This is a genomic window from Arthrobacter sp. BI5, assembly GCF_056680065.1.
The window spans coordinates 3,202,927-3,219,499 of sequence record NZ_CM155264.1 but is presented as its reverse complement, the minus strand read 5'-3'; the positions used below and the strand labels follow the sequence as shown (position 1 = coordinate 3,219,499).

Below are 16,573 nucleotides of genomic sequence, written 5' to 3'. Positions count from 1 at the left end.
GGGTGACCCCGCGTTTCTGACCCTTTGTGACGCCATTACGGCCGCCCCTACAGTCGATCCATGACTGATACAGCTCTAGCCGGAGTGTCCCCGGACCAGGCTGCCGCAGGCCGCCCCAACCGCCCCGCCCGCCCCGCGGCCAAGCCGCACGGGCAGTGGAAGGTGGACGGCACCGCCCCGCTGAACGCCAACGAAACCTGGAAACAGGAAGACAACGGCCTGAACGTGCGCGAGCGTATCGAATCGGTCTACGCCAAGCACGGCTTCGACTCGATCGACGGCACCGACCTGCACGGCCGCTTCCGCTGGTGGGGCCTCTACACCCAGCGCAAGCCCGGGATCGACGGCGGCAAGACCGCCACGCTCGAGCCGCACGAACTCGAAGACAAGTACTTCATGCTCCGGGTCAGGATCGACGGCGGAGCCCTCAGCACCGAACAGCTGCGCGTCATCGGCCAGATCTCCGTCGACTTCGCCCGCGGCTCGGCCGACCTCACCGACCGGCAGAACATCCAGCTGCACTGGATCCGGGTCGAAGACGTGCCGGAGATCTGGCGCCGGCTCGAGTCCGTGGGCCTGTCCACCACGGAGGCCTGCGGCGACGTACCCCGCGTCATCCTGGGCTCCCCGGTTGCGGGCATCGCCAAGGACGAGATCATCGATCCGACGCCGCTGATCCAGGAGCTCGCCGAACGCTTTATCGGAGACCCGGAACTGGCCAACCTGCCCCGCAAATTCAAGACCGCCATCACCGGCCACCCCAGCCAGGACGTGGTCCACGAGATCAACGACGTCGCACTGGTGGGCCTGGTCCACCCGGAACTCGGCGCCGGCTACGACCTGTGGGTGGGCGGTGCGCTCTCCACCAACCCGATGCTGGGCAAGCGGCTCGGCGCGTTCGTCCGCCCGGACCAGGCCGCCGACGTCTGGCTCGGCGTCACCAGCATCTTCCGCGACTACGGTTACCGGCGGATGCGCACCAAGGCGCGGCTGAAGTTCCTGCTGGCCGACTGGGGGCCGGAGAAGTTCCGCCGGATCCTCGAGGACGAGTACCTCGGCTACACTCTCGACGACGGGCCCGCCGCCCCGAAACCGGCCACCCCGGGCGACCACATCGGCGTGCACGAACAAAAGGACGGCCGGTTCTTCATCGGCGCCACCCCGGTGGCCGGCCGGCTCTCCGGCAGCCAGCTCGTGGCCCTGGCGGACACCCTCGAAGCCCGCGGCTCGCAGCGGCTGCGCACCACCCCGCACCAGAAGCTCGTGGTCCTGGACGTGCCCAAGGACCAGGTGGAACCGCTCGTTGCCGAACTCGACGCGCTGGGCCTGTCCGCCCGGCCGTCGGTCTTCCGCCGCGGCACCATCGCCTGCACCGGCATCGAATTCTGCAAGCTGGCCATCGTGGAAACGAAGGTCACGGCCGCCACCGCGGTCGCCGAACTGGAACGCCGCCTTGCCGACCTCGCCGAATCCAAACAGCTCCCGCAAGCGCTGTCGCTGCACATCAACGGCTGCCCCAACTCCTGCGCCCGCATCCAGACCGCGGACATCGGCCTCAAGGGCATGATGCTTCCCACGCCCGACGGCGACCCCACCCCGGGTTTCCAGGTCCACCTCGGCGGCGGGCTGGCCTCGGACAGCCGCGAGGAAGCAGGCCTGGGACGCACCGTGCGGGGCCTCAAAGTCACGGCCGAGGACCTTCCGGATTACGTCGAGCGCGTCGTCCGCAAGTTCGCCGCCGACCGCACCGGTGACCAGACCTTCGCCGAATGGGCCTTCGCCGCCGACGAGGGGGACCTGCAATGAGCAACGTTCAGCCGTTGGGGGCGGCATGGCCTGCCACCGGCCCGGTTCTCCGCACGCACGACGAGCTCAAGGTCATCGCCGAGGCCGGCGCCGCCGAACTCGGCTGGGACGCCCCGGCCCGCGAGGTGATCGCCTGGGTGGCGCGCCACTTCGAGCTGCCCGCCGTCGCCGTCGCCTGCTCCATGGCGGACGCCGTGTTGCCGGCGCTCGTCGCGGACCAGCTCCCCGGCGTCGACGTGCTGTTCCTGGAGACCGGTTACCACTTCCCGGAAACCCATGCCACGCGCGACGAAGTGGCGGCCAGCCTGCGCGTCAACGTCGTCGACGTGCTGCCGGAGACCACCGTGGAGCAGCAGGACCGGCTGCTCGGCAAGGACCTGTTCGCCCGCGACCCCGCCCAGTGCTGCGCGCTGCGCAAGGTGGCCCCGCTGCGCCGCACCCTGGCCGGCTACGAACTCTGGTTCACCGGGGTCCGCCGCGACGAGGCCCCCACCCGCACCAACACCCCGCTGGTCACGTGGGACGACGCCAACGGCCTGGTCAAGGTCAACCCGGTCGCGGCCTGGAGCTTCGACCAGCTGGTGCAGTACTCCGATGCCAACCTTCTCCCCGTCAACCCGCTGCTTTCACAGGGCTACCCGTCCATTGGCTGCCAGCCCTGCACGCGCAAGGTAGCGCCCGGCGACGACCCCCGCGCCGGACGCTGGGCAGGAACCGACAAGACAGAATGCGGACTACACGTATGAGCACTCAAATCACGAACGAGGACCTGGAGTTGTCCAGGCTGGACCACGACGCTGCTGAGGCGCCGATTGCCGCCCCGGGAGTGGCATCGGGCCTGTCGGAGCCGCGCGCTGGGCTGATCGAAGATCAGCCGCGCGGCGCAGGGGCGGGGGCGGCAATCGGCGTCGCAGCCCCGGCCCGGCTCTCCAGCCTGGACACGCTCGAGTCCGAGGCCATCCACATCATCCGCGAGGTTGTCGCGGAGTTTGAGAAGCCGGCGCTGTTGTTTTCCGGCGGCAAGGACTCTGTGGTGATGCTGCACCTGGCTACGAAGGCGTTCTGGCCGGGGAAGGTGCCGTTCCCGGTGCTGCATGTGGACACCGGGCACAACTTTCCCGAGGTGATCGAGTTCCGGGACCGGACCGTGGAACGGTTGGGGCTCAAGCTTGTCGTCGGGAGCGTTCAGGAGTTCATCGATTCCGGTGAGCTGGCCGAACGCGCCGACGGCACGCGCAACCCGCTGCAGACCGTGCCGCTGCTGGACGCGATCCAGCGCAACAAGTTCGACGCCGTCTTCGGCGGCGGCCGCCGGGACGAGGACAAGGCCCGGGCCAAGGAACGCATCCTGAGCCTGCGCGACGAATTCGGCCAGTGGGACCCGCGCAACCAGCGGCCCGAACTGTGGAACCTGTACAACGGCCGGCACACTGTGGGCCAGCACGTCCGGGCGTTCCCCATCAGCAACTGGACCGAGCTGGACGTGTGGCGTTACATCGAGCGCGAAAACATCGAACTGCCGGGCCTGTACTACGCCCACGAGCGGCAGGTCTTCGCCCGCGACGGCATGTGGCGGGCACTCGGCGAGGTCTCCCAGCCGCGCGACGACGAGGAAGTCATCACCAAGACCGTCCGCTACCGGACCGTCGGCGACATGTCCTGCACCGGCGCGGTCGAATCCGCCGCCGGCACCGTGCGCGACGTCGTGATTGAGGTCGCCGCCTCCACCATCACCGAACGTGGCGCCACCCGGGCCGATGACCGCATCTCCGAGGCCGCCATGGAAGACCGCAAGAAGGACGGCTATTTCTAATGAGCACCACCGTAACTGTGCCTGGCGCCGCCGCAAGCCTCGGCCTTGCGTCAGCCTCCCTGTTCAGGTTCGCTACCGCCGGTTCGGTCGACGACGGCAAGTCCACCCTGGTGGGCCGGCTGCTGCACGACTCGAAGGCGATCCTCGCGGACCAGCTCGACGCCGTCGCCCGCACCTCCGCGGATCGCGGCTTCGGCGGCGCCGGTGCAGCCGGTGTCCAGGCGATCGACCTCGCGCTGCTCACCGACGGCCTGCGGGCCGAGCGGGAGCAGGGCATCACCATCGATGTCGCCTACCGCTACTTCGCCACGGACCGCCGCAGCTTCATCCTCGCGGACTGCCCCGGGCACGTGCAGTACACCAAGAACACTGTCACCGGCGCGTCCACCGCGGACGCCGTCGTCGTGCTGATCGACGCCCGCAAGGGTGTGCTGGAACAGACCCGGCGGCACCTGTCCGTGCTGCAGCTGCTGCGCGTGGCGCACGTCGTCGTCGCCGTGAACAAGATCGACCTCGTGGACTTCAGCGAGGACGTGTTCCGCGCGATCGAAGCCGACGTGCAGCAGGTGGGCCGCGAGCTCGGGCTGGGCGCCGATGGCATCACCGACCTGCTGGTCATTCCGGTGTCCGCCCTCGACGGCGACAACGTCGTGGACCGCTCGGCCCGCACCCCCTGGTACCAGGGCCCGGCGTTGCTGGAGGTCCTCGAAACGCTACCCGCCGCGGACGAACTCGAAAGCCACCTGGAGAGTTTCCGCTTCCCGGTCCAGCTGGTCGTCCGGCCGCAGGGTGCGCTGGCGCCCGACGCCGTCGCCGGCGGCCTCGACGTGGAGGGCTACCGGGACTACCGCGCCTACGCCGGGCAGATCACCGAAGGGTCCGTGAAAGTGGGGGACCAGGTCAGTGTCCTGACCCCGGGCCAGGCGCCGCGCACCACCACCGTCACCGGGATCGACTTCGCGGGCCGCGAACTTACCAAGGCTGTGGCGCCCCAATCCGTCGCGCTGCGGCTCGCGGACGAGTTCGACGTCGCCCGCGGCGACACGATCGCTGCGGCGGGAACCTTCCCCGAGTCCACCGCCGACCTGTACGCGGCGCTGTGCTGGCTCTCGCCGAAGCCGCTGCGGGAGGGCGCCAAGGTGCTGGTGAAGCACGGCACCCGAACCGTCCAGGCGCTGGTCAGGAACGTGAGCGGCAAACTGGACCTTGCCACGTTCAAGCTGGAAGGCGCGTCCACGCTGGAGCTCAACGACATCGGCCACGCCCAGCTGCGGCTGGCGGCCCCGCTGCCGCTGGAAAACTACCTGCACCACCGGCGGACCGGCGCGTTCCTGGTCATCGACCCGCAGGACGGCAACACGCTGGCCGCCGGGCTTGTCAGGGACCATCCGGGCGACCACGAGGATGAGCGCTACTCGATCTGATGCTGATCCTCCGCCGGGACGCGCCTGCCGGTGTGCCGATAGCTGAAACCGGCAGCCTTGGATACCCTGCTGATGAGAGGCGCTGCGCGATGATCCGAGGGGGAGCGGTTGGAAGATCATGATTCCGTTGTTGCCAGGTCCCTGGAGCACTACAGCGTCCTGCTGCCCCGGCTCACTGCGGCTTCGGAAGCGATCGGGGACGCCATCCGCGCCCGGCTCCGCGACGACGGACTCAACCACCACACCGTGCAGGCACGGGTCAAGGATCCCGGCTCGGTCAAGGAGAAGCTGGACCGCCTCACCGCCGACGGCAGATTCAAGTACGAACGCGGCCTCGAGCAGCTGGACGACCTCATCGGCGTCCGGATCATTATGTTCCTGGAGCCTGACATTGCGGACGTCGCCACGGCCCTGAAGGGGCAGTTCAGCTGCCGCGAGGACGACGACAAGACGAGCTCCCAGCGGCGGAACGGCCAGATCGGCTACGCCGGCCGGCACCTCATCCTCGAAGTCCCTGCCGGGAACGTTCCGGTGGGCTGCCAGACGTTCGTCGGCGAGCGCTTCGAAGTCCAGATCCGGACCGTGCTGCAGCACGCGTGGGCGGCATTCGAGCATGACATCCGCTACAAGGGGCTCGCGGAGGCCAACGCGGAAGTGGACCGCGCGTTCACTATGGCCTCAACCCTGATTGAACTTGCGGACGCCCAGTTCTCCGCCATCAACGACATCGTCAAACGCCGGCAGGCCGAAAGCACGGCCGAGTTCGCCGCAAACCCCGCGACAGAGCTGACGGGGGACATTCTGCACGACATGCTGGCCCGGCTGCTGCCCGACCACCCCAGAAGCCAGGCGCGGCAGTATGGCTGGCTGGGTGACGTGCTGGCAGCCAACGGTGTACGGACCGTCGCAGACGCCGAGAAGCTGTTCGGCGCCGCCGACTGGTCCTCGGTGGCGAAGGGAATGGACTACAAATTCCCCGCCGGCCACGTCCGGATCGCCGACGACTTCCTGCTGAAGACCTGGGGCGCTGACTACATTGCGCGGACCAAGGCCCTGGGCGGCGACCCGAAACGGGAGGCGAAGCTGACGTACCGGCTGGAGCGCATGCAGGACTGAGCCTGCCGCCCGCGGAAGCCCTGCCGCTGAAGCCCGCCGCGCCGCCGTCAGGTACCCGGTGGCCGGTACTTGATCTGCTCGGCTTTGGCGAGGGCTTCCATGGTTTCGTCGACCGAGAGGAGCACCGTCGTCTCGAAGGAGCTGAGCGCGCCGCCGCCGCTGATCGCGAGAGCCACCGCGGCCATGGACACGTTATCGGGCGCCTCCCACAGGTTGTAGCCGTCGTGGGAGCCGAAGGCATACCAGAAGCCGTGGAGTTTCCCGCCCACCGATTCGATATAGGCCTGGGCGGCTTTCCTGCGGTCCTCCGGTTTGCTGATCAGTCTCTCCCACGTCTCGGGTGTGTAGCTGAACTTCGACAGATAGAGGGGCATCGTCTTGTCCTTTCCTGCGGGTGCCGGTCCAGTAAGGATGGCAGTCGGCCGCCGGCCCAGCAATGGCCGCGGGGCTCGTCGAAACCACCCGTCAACGCCACTCGGCGAACCACCGCTGAAGCTCGTCCCTTGCCACCCGGCCATCAGCCGACGATCATCGTCCTGGGAGGGCAGATCCTTGGAAGTCATCAACAGCCGCCTCATCAGCTGGGCCTCCATTCTGGATGACGAAACCCGCAGGCAGGCCCTCGCCACCGCCCAGCTGCCCATCATCTACCCACACCTGGCGCTGATGCCGGACGCCCACCTGGGGAAGGGGGCCACCGTGGGGTCGGTCATCCCGACTGTGGGCGCCATCATCCCGGCCGCCGTGGGTGTGGACATCGGCTGCGGCATGATCGCTGTCCGCACCCAATATGCAGTCAAGGATCTGCCACGGGACCTGAGGCGGCTGCGCGAAGCAATCGAACGTGCCATCCCGTTATCGGCCGGCCACTTCAACCGCAGGATCTCCGCCACCGCCGCGCCGCGGCTCGCCGAGTTGCGCAGAATGGCAGCAAAGGCCGGATTTGACCCGGCCGCGTACGCGGCGAACTGGGAACTTCAGCTCGGCTCGCTCGGCTCGGGCAACCACTTCATCGAGGTGTGCGCGGACGAGGACGCGGCGGTATGGCTGTTCCTCCATTCGGGCTCCCGCGGGGTGGGCAACAAGATCGCGCAGCGCCACATCGCCGAGGCCCGCAGCGTGGCCTTGCGCCGGAATCTCGCCCTGCCGGACCGCGACCTGGCCTACCTCGAGGAGGGCACCCCTGAATTCCTCCGCTACATCCGCGAACTGCGGTGGGCGCAGCACTTTGCCCTGCTCAACCGCGAGGAAATGATGGACCGGGTGGTCCAGCAGTTTGAACTCTGGATCGGCGGGCCCGTCCGGGAGCTCGAACGGATCAACTGCCACCACAATTTCACCGCGCAGGAAACGCATTACGGCCGGTCCGTCTGGGTCTCGCGCAAGGGTGCCATCCGCGCCGAGGCCGGCGACGCGGGCCTGATCCCCGGTTCCATGGGCACGGCGTCCTACGTCGTCGTCGGGCTCGGAAACCCTGTCTCGCTGAACTCCTCGCCGCACGGCGCCGGCAGGGAGTACTCCCGTACCGCCGCCCGGAAGATGTTTTCGCTCGCCCAGCTGAAGACCGCCATGCAGGGCATCGAATTCCGGCCCCGGGAGGCTTTCATCGACGAGATCCCGGCCGCCTACAAGCCCATCGACCTGGTGATGCGCGACTCGGCGGACCTCGTCAGGGTGCGGCACAAGCTCCGGCAACTCGTCAACGTCAAAGGTGACTGAGCCGCGGCGGGCTGCCGATTCAGGCTCCCCATGTGACGCTGCATGAACAAGCGTGACCCCGGGTTTCCGCACCATTGAACACTGTTCTCCACCCTCCCTAGGGTGAAGCCATGACCACTCCGGAACGATCCAACAGCCCCTCCGCCAAGGCGCTGCAGGGGCGATGTCGCCGGCGCTGACCACCCGCCCGGCCCACCCGCACCCTCCGCGAACAGGATCCTTCCATGTCATCCACCCCCGAAGACCCAACTCCCGGCACCATCCGCATCGTCGCCGGCGAACCGGCCAGACCGCGGCGCAGGCGCGCCCTCGAAATCGGCGCCGCCGTCGGACTGGCCCTGCTGATCGGTGCCGGGGCCGCCGTCGCCTCGACGGTGTCGCGCAACAACGACGCCGGGACGGCGCCGGCCGCGGGCACCTCGCCGGCCGCGGAACTCAAGCTCGGCTACTTCGGCAACATCACCCACGCCCCCGCCCTGATCGGCGTCAGCAAGGGGTTCATCGCCAAGGAACTGGGCCAGACCAAACTCAGCACCGAAGTGTTCAACGCCGGCCCCGCCGCGATCGAAGCGCTCAACGCCGGCGCCATCGACGCCACCTACATCGGCCCCAACCCGGCAATCAATTCCTACGTCAAGAGCAAAGGCGCATCCGTCAGCATCATCGCCGGGGCAGCTTCCGGCGGGGCGCAGCTCGTGGTCAAGCCGGGCATCACCTCGCCCTCGGATCTCTTGGGCAAGACGCTCGCGACGCCGCAGCTCGGCGGGACCCAGGACGTGGCGCTGCGCGCCTGGCTCGGAACACAGGGCTATAAGACCAGCACCGGCGGCGGCGGCGACGTCACGATCAACCCCACCGAGAACGCCCAGACCCTGAAGTTGTTCCAGGACGGCAAGCTCGACGGCGCGTGGTTGCCGGAGCCGTGGGCCTCCCGGCTGGTGCTGCAGGCCGGGGCGAAAGTCCTGGTCGATGAAAAGGACCTCTGGGACGGCTCACTCTCCGGCAAACCCGGCGAATTCCCCACCACCGTGCTGATCGTCAACAAGACGTTCGCCGCCGGGCATCCGGAGACCGTAAAGGCGTTGCTGAAGGGCCACGTCGAGTCCGTGGACTGGCTGAACGCGGCGCCTTCCGCCGAGAAGGCCAGCGTCCTCAACGCCGCCCTCAAGGCAACCGCCGGCAAGGCGCTCCCGGCCGACGTGATTGACCGTTCGCTCCAGAACATCGTCTTCACCGTCGACCCGCTCGCCGGAACGTACCAGAAACTACTCCGGGACGGCGTCGACGCCGGCACCACCAAGGAGGCGGACATCAACGGCATCTTCGACCTCAGCACGCTCAACGCGGTGTCCGGGACCAAGACCTCCGCCCGGGGCCTCGGCAAGGACTAGCTCCTCAGCCCCCAGCCCGCCCCGCCACAACAGTTAGGACGTGACCATGCCAGTCGTACTGGAAAACCTGGGCAAGCGCTTCGGCGACGGCGCCCCGGTGCTGGACGGCGTCAACGCCAGCATCGGCCGGGGCGAGTTCGTCGCGTTGCTCGGTGCGTCCGGCTGCGGCAAGTCCACCCTGCTGAACATCATCGCCGGACTGGAGGCCCCGACGTCGGGCGCCCTCGAGGTGCCCAGCGACGGCGCGGCCTTTATGTTCCAGGACGCGGCACTGTTCCCCTGGCTGACCGCCCGGGAAAACGTGGAGCTTGCGCTTAAACTCCGCGGCGTCGGCAAGGCCGAGCGCCGGGCGCAGGCCGACGGGCTCCTGGACCTGGTGCACCTGGGCGGGGCCGGCGACAAACGCCCGCACGAGCTGTCCGGCGGCATGCGCCAGCGGGTGGCGCTGGCGCGCTCGCTGGCGCAGGACCGGCAGCTGCTCCTGATGGACGAACCGTTTGCCGCGCTGGATGCGATCACCCGGGACCTGTTGCACGACGAGCTGGAACGGATCTGGAAGGAAACCGGCCGCACGATCGTGTTTGTGACGCACAACGTCCGGGAAGCCGTCCGGCTGGGCCAACGCGTGCTGCTGCTCTCCTCCCGGCCGGGGCGCGTGGTCCAGGAATGGCGCGTCTCCGAGGACCACCGCACCGACGCCGGCCTGGCCGGACACCTGACCGGCGTCATCACCGCCCGGCTACGCGAGGAGATCCGCCGCCATGCCAAATAGCCCCCTTCCCGTGGCGGAAGCCCCGGCCGAGACCCACAAGGTGCACGCCGCCCTGACCCGGTCCTCGACGAGCCCCGCAGACCTGCGCGAACTGGAAGCCGGACTCGATTCGCTCCAGTCCGACGCCGTCCGTCGGGCCCGCATCGACTGGACCCGGATCCTGCTGCCGGTGGCCGCGCTCGCCGTCCTCATCGTCGCCTGGCAGCTGTACGTCTGGCTCGGCATCAAACGCCAGGACCTGGTCCCCGGCCCGCTGGATGTCATCGGCCAGCTCGGCACACTAGGGGCCGAGGGCAAACTGCAGGAGGCCGTTTGGACGTCGCTGCAGCGCGGCGTCACGGGCTTCCTGATCAGCGTCGTCATTGCGACGCCGGTGGGCCTGCTGCTGGCCCAGGTCGCCCCGCTCCGCCGCGCCTTCGGACCGCTGATCTCGGGGCTGCAGGTCCTGCCCTCAGTGGCCTGGGTGCCGGCCGCCATCATCTGGTTCGGCCTAAGCGATGCCACCGTGTACTTCGTAGTGCTGATGGGCGCCATCCCCTCGATCATCAACGGGCTGATCTCCGGCGTCGACCAGATCCCGCCGCAGTACCGCCGCGTCGGCGCGGTCCTGGGTGCCTCGCGGTTGCAGCTGGCGCTGCAGATTGTCCTTCCGGCCGCGCTGCCGGGCTACCTGAGCGGGCTCAAGCAGGGCTGGGCCTTCTCCTGGCGCTCGCTGATGGCCGCGGAAATCATCACTGTGGGCGGCAGCATGGGCTTCGGCCTTGGCTCCATGCTGAACCAGGGACGCGACCTCGCGGACATGACCATCGTGCTGGCGGCCATTCTGCTAATCCTCGCCGTCGGCATCCTGGTGGAACTGCTGGTCTTCGCCCCGATCGAAAAGCGCCTGCTGCGCCGCCGCGGCCTCCTCGCCGGCAGCACCCGGTAGGACCGCCTTCCGCAGGCGTTGTCTGCGGCGACGGGCAGGCCTACACTCACGGCTACAGGCCGTTATCCGGCCGTCCATCCCGATTCCAAGGAGACAGCCGTGGCACCAAAATTTGGAGTGCTGGCATTGGTCGAAGCCAAAGCGGGGAAGGAACAGGACGTCTGGGACTTCCTCAACGGCGGCCGCGAGATCGTGCTCGGCGAACCCGGCACCCGGACCTGGTACGCCTTCCGGGTCAGTGAGAACACCTTCGGCATTTTCGACACCTTCGACACCGAGGAGGACCGGCAGGCCCACCTCAACGGCGCCATTCCTGCCGCCCTCGGCCAACACGGCCCGGCGCTGCTCGCCAAGGACCCGGACATCAAACTGGTCGAAGTCATCGCGGTGAAGTAGGGGGCAGGGCTCCTTCAGGACTCGGCGCCGTCCGTCCCGGGCGGCTTTGACACGGACCCGCCGTCGTTTGAGGCCGGTGCGGCTGCCGCAGCCCTCAAAGTTCCCCCCGGAGCGCCGGCGACCCACCCAAACATCGGCAGCGCCACTGGGGGCGGACCCCAGGTTACGCCCCGTTACCCTGCGTGAACTGGTGTTTCCGCACCATTGTTCCGCTTTCGGACGCCGCCCTATCGTCGATGCATGGCAATTCAGGACATTTACCCCACGGCGCTGCGCCTGCTCGGCCGCCCCGTGCTGGTGGTCGGCGGCGGACCCGTCGCCGCACGCCGCGCCAAAGGACTGCTCGACGCCGGCGCCCGCGTCACGGTCGTGGCGCCCCTTGCCTGCCCGGCCCTGAACGAACTGGCCGACGCCGGGCTGCTCAGCTGGCAGCCCCGCCCGTACCGCGGATCCGACGTCGACGCCGCCTGGTTCGTCCAGACCGCCACGGGCGACGCGGCGGTGGATGCGCAGGTCGCCGCCGACGCCGAGGCGCAGCGCATCTGGTGCGTCAACGCCTCCGACCACGAGGCGTCCGCCGCCTGGACGCCCGCCGTCGCCGTCGTCGACGACGTCAAAATCGCCGTCAACGCCGGGGGAGACCCGCGCCGCGCGATGGCCCTGCGCGACGCCGTCGCCACCGCCCTGGACACCGGGGACCTGCCGCTGCGCCGCCACCGCGCTTCGGGCACAGGCTCAGCAGACGGTCCCGGCAGCGTCGCGCTCGTCGGCGGCGGACCTGGGGACACCGGCCTCATCACCGTCCGCGGCCGGCGGCTTCTGGGCCAGGCCGACGTCGTCGTCGCCGACCGGCTCGGCCCGCGTGAACTCCTGGCCGAACTCGCCCCGGACGTCCGCGTGATCGAGGTAGGCAAGACCCCGGGCCACCACCCGGTCCCGCAGTCAAGGATCAACCGGATCCTGGTGGACGAAGCCCTCGCCGGCCACCGGGTGGTCCGGCTCAAGGGCGGCGACCCCTACGTGCTGGGCCGCGGCGGCGAGGAAGCCGAATTCTGCCGGCAGCACGGCGTCGAGGTGGAAGTCGTCCCCGGCGTCACCTCGGCGGTCTCCGTCCCCGCCGCCGCGGGAATCCCGGTCACGCACCGCGGCCTGGCCAAAGGCTTCAGTGTGGTCACCGGCCACGAAGAGCTCTCCGAAGTCCCCGCCCGCTCCGACCACACCGTGGTGTTGCTCATGGGCGTGGGACAACTGCGCGACTCCGCGGCCTCGCTGGGCCGCGCCGGTTTGCCAGCCGGGACACCTGTTGGCATCGTAGAGAATGGATACCTGCCCAACCAGCGGGTGACCATCGGAACGCTCGAGACCATCGCGGACCAGGCGGAGGCCGCAGGCGTCGCGAATCCCGCCGTGATCGTGATCGGTGACGTGGTCCGCGTCAGCCCGTTCGCGCCGTCGCACTTCAAGACCGCGGACTACAGCACCACGTCCCCGAACGCACCCCGAAGCACACGCACCACCCAGACCCGCGTCATGACCCCGTAAAGACCGTCGATTGCTCCACAACTGCCGTTATCAAGCCTCAAAAGGGCGTTTATGGAGCAACGGAAGCAGAAGAATAAGGAACACAGCCGTGTCAACGAACACCCCTGTAGGAACGCCCGCCCGCCCGCTGCGCGTCGCCGTCGTCGGTTCCGGCCCCGCCGGCGTCTACGCCGCGGACATCCTGACCAAGAGCGAGGCCGTCAAAAGCGGCGAGCTCACGGTCAGCATCGACCTCTTCGACCGCTACCCGGCACCCTACGGCCTGATCCGCTACGGCGTGGCCCCGGACCACCCGCGCATCAAGGGCATCGTCAACGCCCTGCACAAGGTCCTGGACCGCGGCGACATCCGGTTCTTCGGCAACGTGGACTACGGCACGGACCTCACCCTCGAGGACCTCCGCACCCACTACGACGCCGTCATCTTCGCCACCGGCGCCATCAAGGACGCAGACCTGAACATCCCTGGCATCGAACTCGACGGCTCCTACGGCGGCGCCGACTTCGTCTCCTGGTACGACGGGCACCCGGACGTTCCCCGCGACTGGCCGCTGGAGGCCAAGGAAATCGCCGTGATCGGCAACGGCAACGTCGCGCTGGACGTCGCCCGGATGCTCTCCAAGCACGCCGATGACCTCCTGGTCTCCGAAATCCCGGACAACGTCTACCGCGCCCTGAAGGACTCCCCCGTCACGGACGTGCACGTCTTCGGCCGCCGCGGCCCCGCGCAGGTGAAGTTCACCCCGCTGGAACTGCGCGAACTGTCCCACTCCAAGGACGTCGACATCGTCCTTTACCCCGAGGACTTCGAGTTCGACGCCGAATCGGACCGCCAGATCCAAAGCAACAACCAGACCAAGACCATGGTGGGCACGCTGACCAACTGGATCGCCGAACAGCCCGAGGACCTCGCCGAACTCACCGCGTCCCGCCGCCTGCACCTGCACTTCCTGCACAGCCCGGTGGAGGTGTACGACGACGCGGCGACCCCCGGCCGCGTCGCCGGGATTAAGTTCGAGCGCACCGAACTGGACGGCACGGGAAACGCCCGCGGCACCGGCGAGTTCGTCGACTACCCGGTCCAGGCCGTCTACCGCGCCATCGGCTACTTCGGCTCCGCGTTGCCCGAGGTGGAGTTCGACCACAGCAAGGGCGTGGTCCCGAACGACGGCGGCCGCGTCCTGGATGCCGCCGGCAGCCACGTGCCGGGCATCTACGCCACAGGCTGGATCAAGCGCGGCCCGGTCGGCCTGATCGGCCACACCAAGGGCGACGCACTGGAAACCGTGACCTACCTGCTGGAGGACCGCGACAGCCTGCCGCTGGCCGCGGCGCCCGCGCCGGAGGCGATCGTCGGACTGCTGGAAAACCGCGGCGTGCAGTACACCAGCTGGGAGGGCTGGCTCGCCCTGGACGCGCATGAACGGTCGCTCGGCGAGAAGGCAGGCGCCGGGGCGGACGGCGTCCAGCGCGAGCGCATCAAGGTGGTCCCGCGAGAGGACATGGTGGAGATTTCCCGCGGCGGGGTCGCTGCGGAGGTCTGACCGCCTGACCAGTGCAACGCGGGGTCATTTCGCGCCCATCCCGGAGGGAATTACGGGCCCGAGGAGACCCCGCGTTGTTTGATATGTGGGAGATCCCGGCGGGTAGTCAGTAGGCTTACCGTCATGGACACCGCAAGGCACCCAGGATCCGGCCGATGAGGCTCCGTCACAGCAACGCGTCCGGCCGCGGCTACCGCCGGGTTCCCGCCGGGACCGGCTTCAGTTACAAGGACCTGGACGGTTCCACCCTGCCGGCCGGCCCGGTGCGTGACCGGCTGGAAAGTATCGGGATCCCGCCGGCCTGGACCGACGTCTGGATCGCGCCCTACGACAACGGGCACATCCAGGCCACCGGAGTCGACGCCGTCGGCCGGCGCCAGTACATCTACCACCCCAGCTGGCGGGAGCGGAAGGACCGGCTCAAGTTTGACCGGTCGCTGCAGCTCGCGGAGACCCTGCCGTCCGCGCGCCGGCTGGTGACCCTGGACCTGCGCTCCGAAGGACTCACCCGGGAGCGTGTCCTCGCCGCCGCCTTCCGGATGCTGGACAGCGGGTCGCTGCGCGTTGGCTCGGAGCGGTACACCAACGAGAACGGCAGCCACGGCCTGGCCACCCTGCTCTGCGCGCACGTGAAGGTGCGCAAGGATGAGCTGCGGCTCAGCTTCCCGGCCAAGAGCGGCAAGACGTGGGAGTCCCGGATCGACGACGCCGACCTCGCCGCCGTCGTCCGCTCACTCAAGCGCCGCGGCGGCAACGCCCGCCTGCTGGCCTACAAGAACGGGCGCAGCTGGCACCCCGTCACCAGCGCCGAGATCAACGACTACGTGAAGGAACGCACCGGCGCGGACTTCACCGCGAAGGACTTCCGCACCCTGCGCGGCACCGTCGCGGCGGCCGTCAGCCTGGCCAGGAGCGGCCCGCAGCCGAAGGTCTCGGCCCGGAAACGCGCGGTGAGCCGCGCCATGGTCGACGCCGCGGCGGTGCTGGGCAACACGCCGTCGATCGCCCGCAAGAGCTACGTGGATCCGCGCCTGCTGGACCACTTCGCGGCGGGGGAGACCATCGACCCGAAGCGGCTGGATTCGGCCGAATCGGAGCTCCGGGCACTGCTGTACCAGGAGGGCGCGGTCGTCCCGCTGCGCTGACCTGGCTACATCCGCCCGAACCGCGCGCGGATCAGGGCGAACACGCCGTACGCGATGAACCCGGCGCCGATGGCCAGCAGCAGGAACGGGCCGAAGGGGTGGTGCTGCAACGCCTTGAGACTGCCGTCCAGCCCGGTGGATGAGCCGGGGTCATCAGTGGCCGCGGCCATCACAAACAGCAGCCCGGTGAGAACCAATGCCAATCCCTTGGCGACGTGGCCTGCCACGCCCAGGCCGCTGATGAGGTGGCCCCGGTGCGTGCCCTCAAAATGCCGCAGTTCCGCCTTGAATTTCTTGCCCAGGCCTTTTACCACGAAGTAGACGCCGATCCCGCTGACCGTCAGGCCCAGCCCGATCAGGAGCGGCGCACCCAGCGGCCGGTTCAGCAGGGCCTGGCTGAACGCCGCGGTGGACTCGCCCGAGTCGCTGCGGACGCCGACGGCGAAGCTGGCGAAGGTGAACCCGACACTGCCGTAGGCGACTGCCAGGAAGCCTGAGGACACCAGTTTGCCCAGCCGTTCCCCGCGCGGCAGATGCCGGGCCCGCAGCGTCGCCTCGCTCAGTTGCCACAGGGCGAGCCCGGCGCAGCCGATGGCGCCGGACCACATCACGGCAGGGCCCCAGGGGTTGGCGGCGAGCTGCTCAATGGCGCCGGTGGGCTCGGCCTGGCCCGGAGCGCCGAGCACCAGCGCGACGGCGATTGCTCCGATCACAACGTGGAGCAGGGCCATCACGGCGAATCCCCAGCGGGCGAGGACGTCGAGCACCCTGCTGTTGGAGGCGGCCTCCGCGGCATCGGCGGCTTCGCCGATGGCAGCCTCGTGGGCCGGCACCGCCTCCCCGCCCGGCAGTTCCCGGCTCACACGTTCTCCTCCATGGCCACGAGCTTACGCGTAACGGCGCCGCCTTCCCGCCGCCTTCCCGGTGTGCGCCCGGCGGAAACCGGGGACTATCAACTTGGTGCTAAGTGTGCTTACT

The 16,573-nt window shown here is 68.9% G+C and carries 15 protein-coding genes; 13 read left to right on the top strand and 2 right to left on the bottom strand.

The window, feature by feature from the left end; genetic code table 11:
- The first annotated feature begins 60 nt into the window (after positions 1 to 60).
- From AC1MED_RS14830 to AC1MED_RS14810, 5 genes are all read left to right on the top strand, one after another.
- Positions 61 to 1,806, top strand: a complete 1,746-nt coding sequence (locus AC1MED_RS14830; protein WP_479783983.1) for a nitrite/sulfite reductase — start codon at positions 61 to 63, stop codon at positions 1,804 to 1,806.
- On the top strand, positions 1,803 to 2,552 hold the full coding sequence (locus tag AC1MED_RS14825; RefSeq protein WP_479783981.1) for a phosphoadenylyl-sulfate reductase: 750 nt from the start codon (positions 1,803 to 1,805) through the stop codon (positions 2,550 to 2,552). Before AC1MED_RS14830 ends, AC1MED_RS14825 begins: the two co-directional genes overlap by 4 nt.
- On the top strand, positions 2,549 to 3,619 hold the full coding sequence (gene cysD, locus AC1MED_RS14820; RefSeq protein ID WP_479783979.1) for a sulfate adenylyltransferase subunit CysD: 1,071 nt from the start codon (positions 2,549 to 2,551) through the stop codon (positions 3,617 to 3,619). Before AC1MED_RS14825 ends, cysD begins: the two co-directional genes overlap by 4 nt.
- Complete coding sequence (locus AC1MED_RS14815; RefSeq protein WP_479783977.1) at positions 3,619 to 5,043, top strand: sulfate adenylyltransferase subunit 1; 1,425 nt, start codon at positions 3,619 to 3,621, stop codon at positions 5,041 to 5,043. The genes cysD and AC1MED_RS14815 overlap by 1 nt, the downstream gene beginning before the upstream one ends.
- A 108-nt stretch (positions 5,044 to 5,151) precedes the next feature.
- Positions 5,152 to 6,159 (top strand): GTP pyrophosphokinase, encoded by a 1,008-nt coding sequence (locus AC1MED_RS14810; protein ID WP_479783975.1) that lies wholly within the window; start codon positions 5,152 to 5,154, stop codon positions 6,157 to 6,159.
- Positions 6,160 to 6,206: 47 nt separating this feature from the next.
- Here the strand turns inward: AC1MED_RS14810 and AC1MED_RS14805 are convergent, their stop codons facing one another.
- Positions 6,207 to 6,533: a GYD domain-containing protein gene (locus tag AC1MED_RS14805; RefSeq protein ID WP_479783974.1), complete on the bottom strand. Its 327-nt coding sequence runs from the start codon at positions 6,531 to 6,533 to the stop codon at positions 6,207 to 6,209.
- Between the two features lie 178 nt (positions 6,534 to 6,711).
- Between AC1MED_RS14805 and AC1MED_RS14800 the strand changes: the two genes are divergently transcribed.
- From AC1MED_RS14800 to AC1MED_RS14765, 8 genes are all read left to right on the top strand, one after another.
- The gene (locus AC1MED_RS14800) at positions 6,712 to 7,878 is read left to right on the top strand and encodes an RtcB family protein (protein WP_479783973.1); all 1,167 of its coding nucleotides are present in this window, start codon (positions 6,712 to 6,714) and stop codon (positions 7,876 to 7,878) included.
- Positions 7,879 to 8,102: 224 nt separating this feature from the next.
- The gene (locus AC1MED_RS14795; RefSeq protein ID WP_479783972.1) at positions 8,103 to 9,269 is read left to right on the top strand and encodes an ABC transporter substrate-binding protein; all 1,167 of its coding nucleotides are present in this window, start codon (positions 8,103 to 8,105) and stop codon (positions 9,267 to 9,269) included.
- A gap of 46 nt (positions 9,270 to 9,315) precedes the next feature.
- Positions 9,316 to 10,041, top strand: a complete 726-nt coding sequence (locus AC1MED_RS14790) for an ABC transporter ATP-binding protein (protein ID WP_479786700.1) — start codon at positions 9,316 to 9,318, stop codon at positions 10,039 to 10,041.
- Positions 10,031 to 10,969 carry an ABC transporter permease gene (locus AC1MED_RS14785; protein WP_479783971.1) on the top strand — a complete coding sequence of 313 codons (939 nt, stop codon included), beginning with the start codon at positions 10,031 to 10,033 and terminating at the stop codon, positions 10,967 to 10,969. The genes AC1MED_RS14790 and AC1MED_RS14785 overlap by 11 nt, the downstream gene beginning before the upstream one ends.
- 99 nt (positions 10,970 to 11,068) lie before the next feature.
- Positions 11,069 to 11,365: a putative quinol monooxygenase gene (locus AC1MED_RS14780; RefSeq protein WP_346957695.1), complete on the top strand. Its 297-nt coding sequence runs from the start codon at positions 11,069 to 11,071 to the stop codon at positions 11,363 to 11,365.
- Positions 11,366 to 11,605: 240 nt separating this feature from the next.
- Positions 11,606 to 12,907, top strand: coding sequence for a uroporphyrinogen-III C-methyltransferase (cobA, locus tag AC1MED_RS14775; protein ID WP_479783970.1), 1,302 nt, complete (start codon positions 11,606 to 11,608; stop codon positions 12,905 to 12,907).
- A gap of 88 nt (positions 12,908 to 12,995) precedes the next feature.
- Positions 12,996 to 14,450 (top strand): FAD-dependent oxidoreductase, encoded by a 1,455-nt coding sequence (locus AC1MED_RS14770; RefSeq protein WP_479783968.1) that lies wholly within the window; start codon positions 12,996 to 12,998, stop codon positions 14,448 to 14,450.
- 155 nt (positions 14,451 to 14,605) lie between these two features.
- Positions 14,606 to 15,595, top strand: coding sequence for a DNA topoisomerase IB (locus AC1MED_RS14765; RefSeq protein WP_479783966.1), 990 nt, complete (start codon positions 14,606 to 14,608; stop codon positions 15,593 to 15,595).
- Positions 15,596 to 15,600: 5 nt separating this feature from the next.
- Here the strand turns inward: AC1MED_RS14765 and AC1MED_RS14760 are convergent, their stop codons facing one another.
- Entirely contained in the window at positions 15,601 to 16,458 is an 858-nt protein-coding gene (locus AC1MED_RS14760; protein WP_479783965.1) for a DUF1206 domain-containing protein, read from the bottom strand.
- Positions 16,459 to 16,573: the final 115 nt, after the last annotated feature.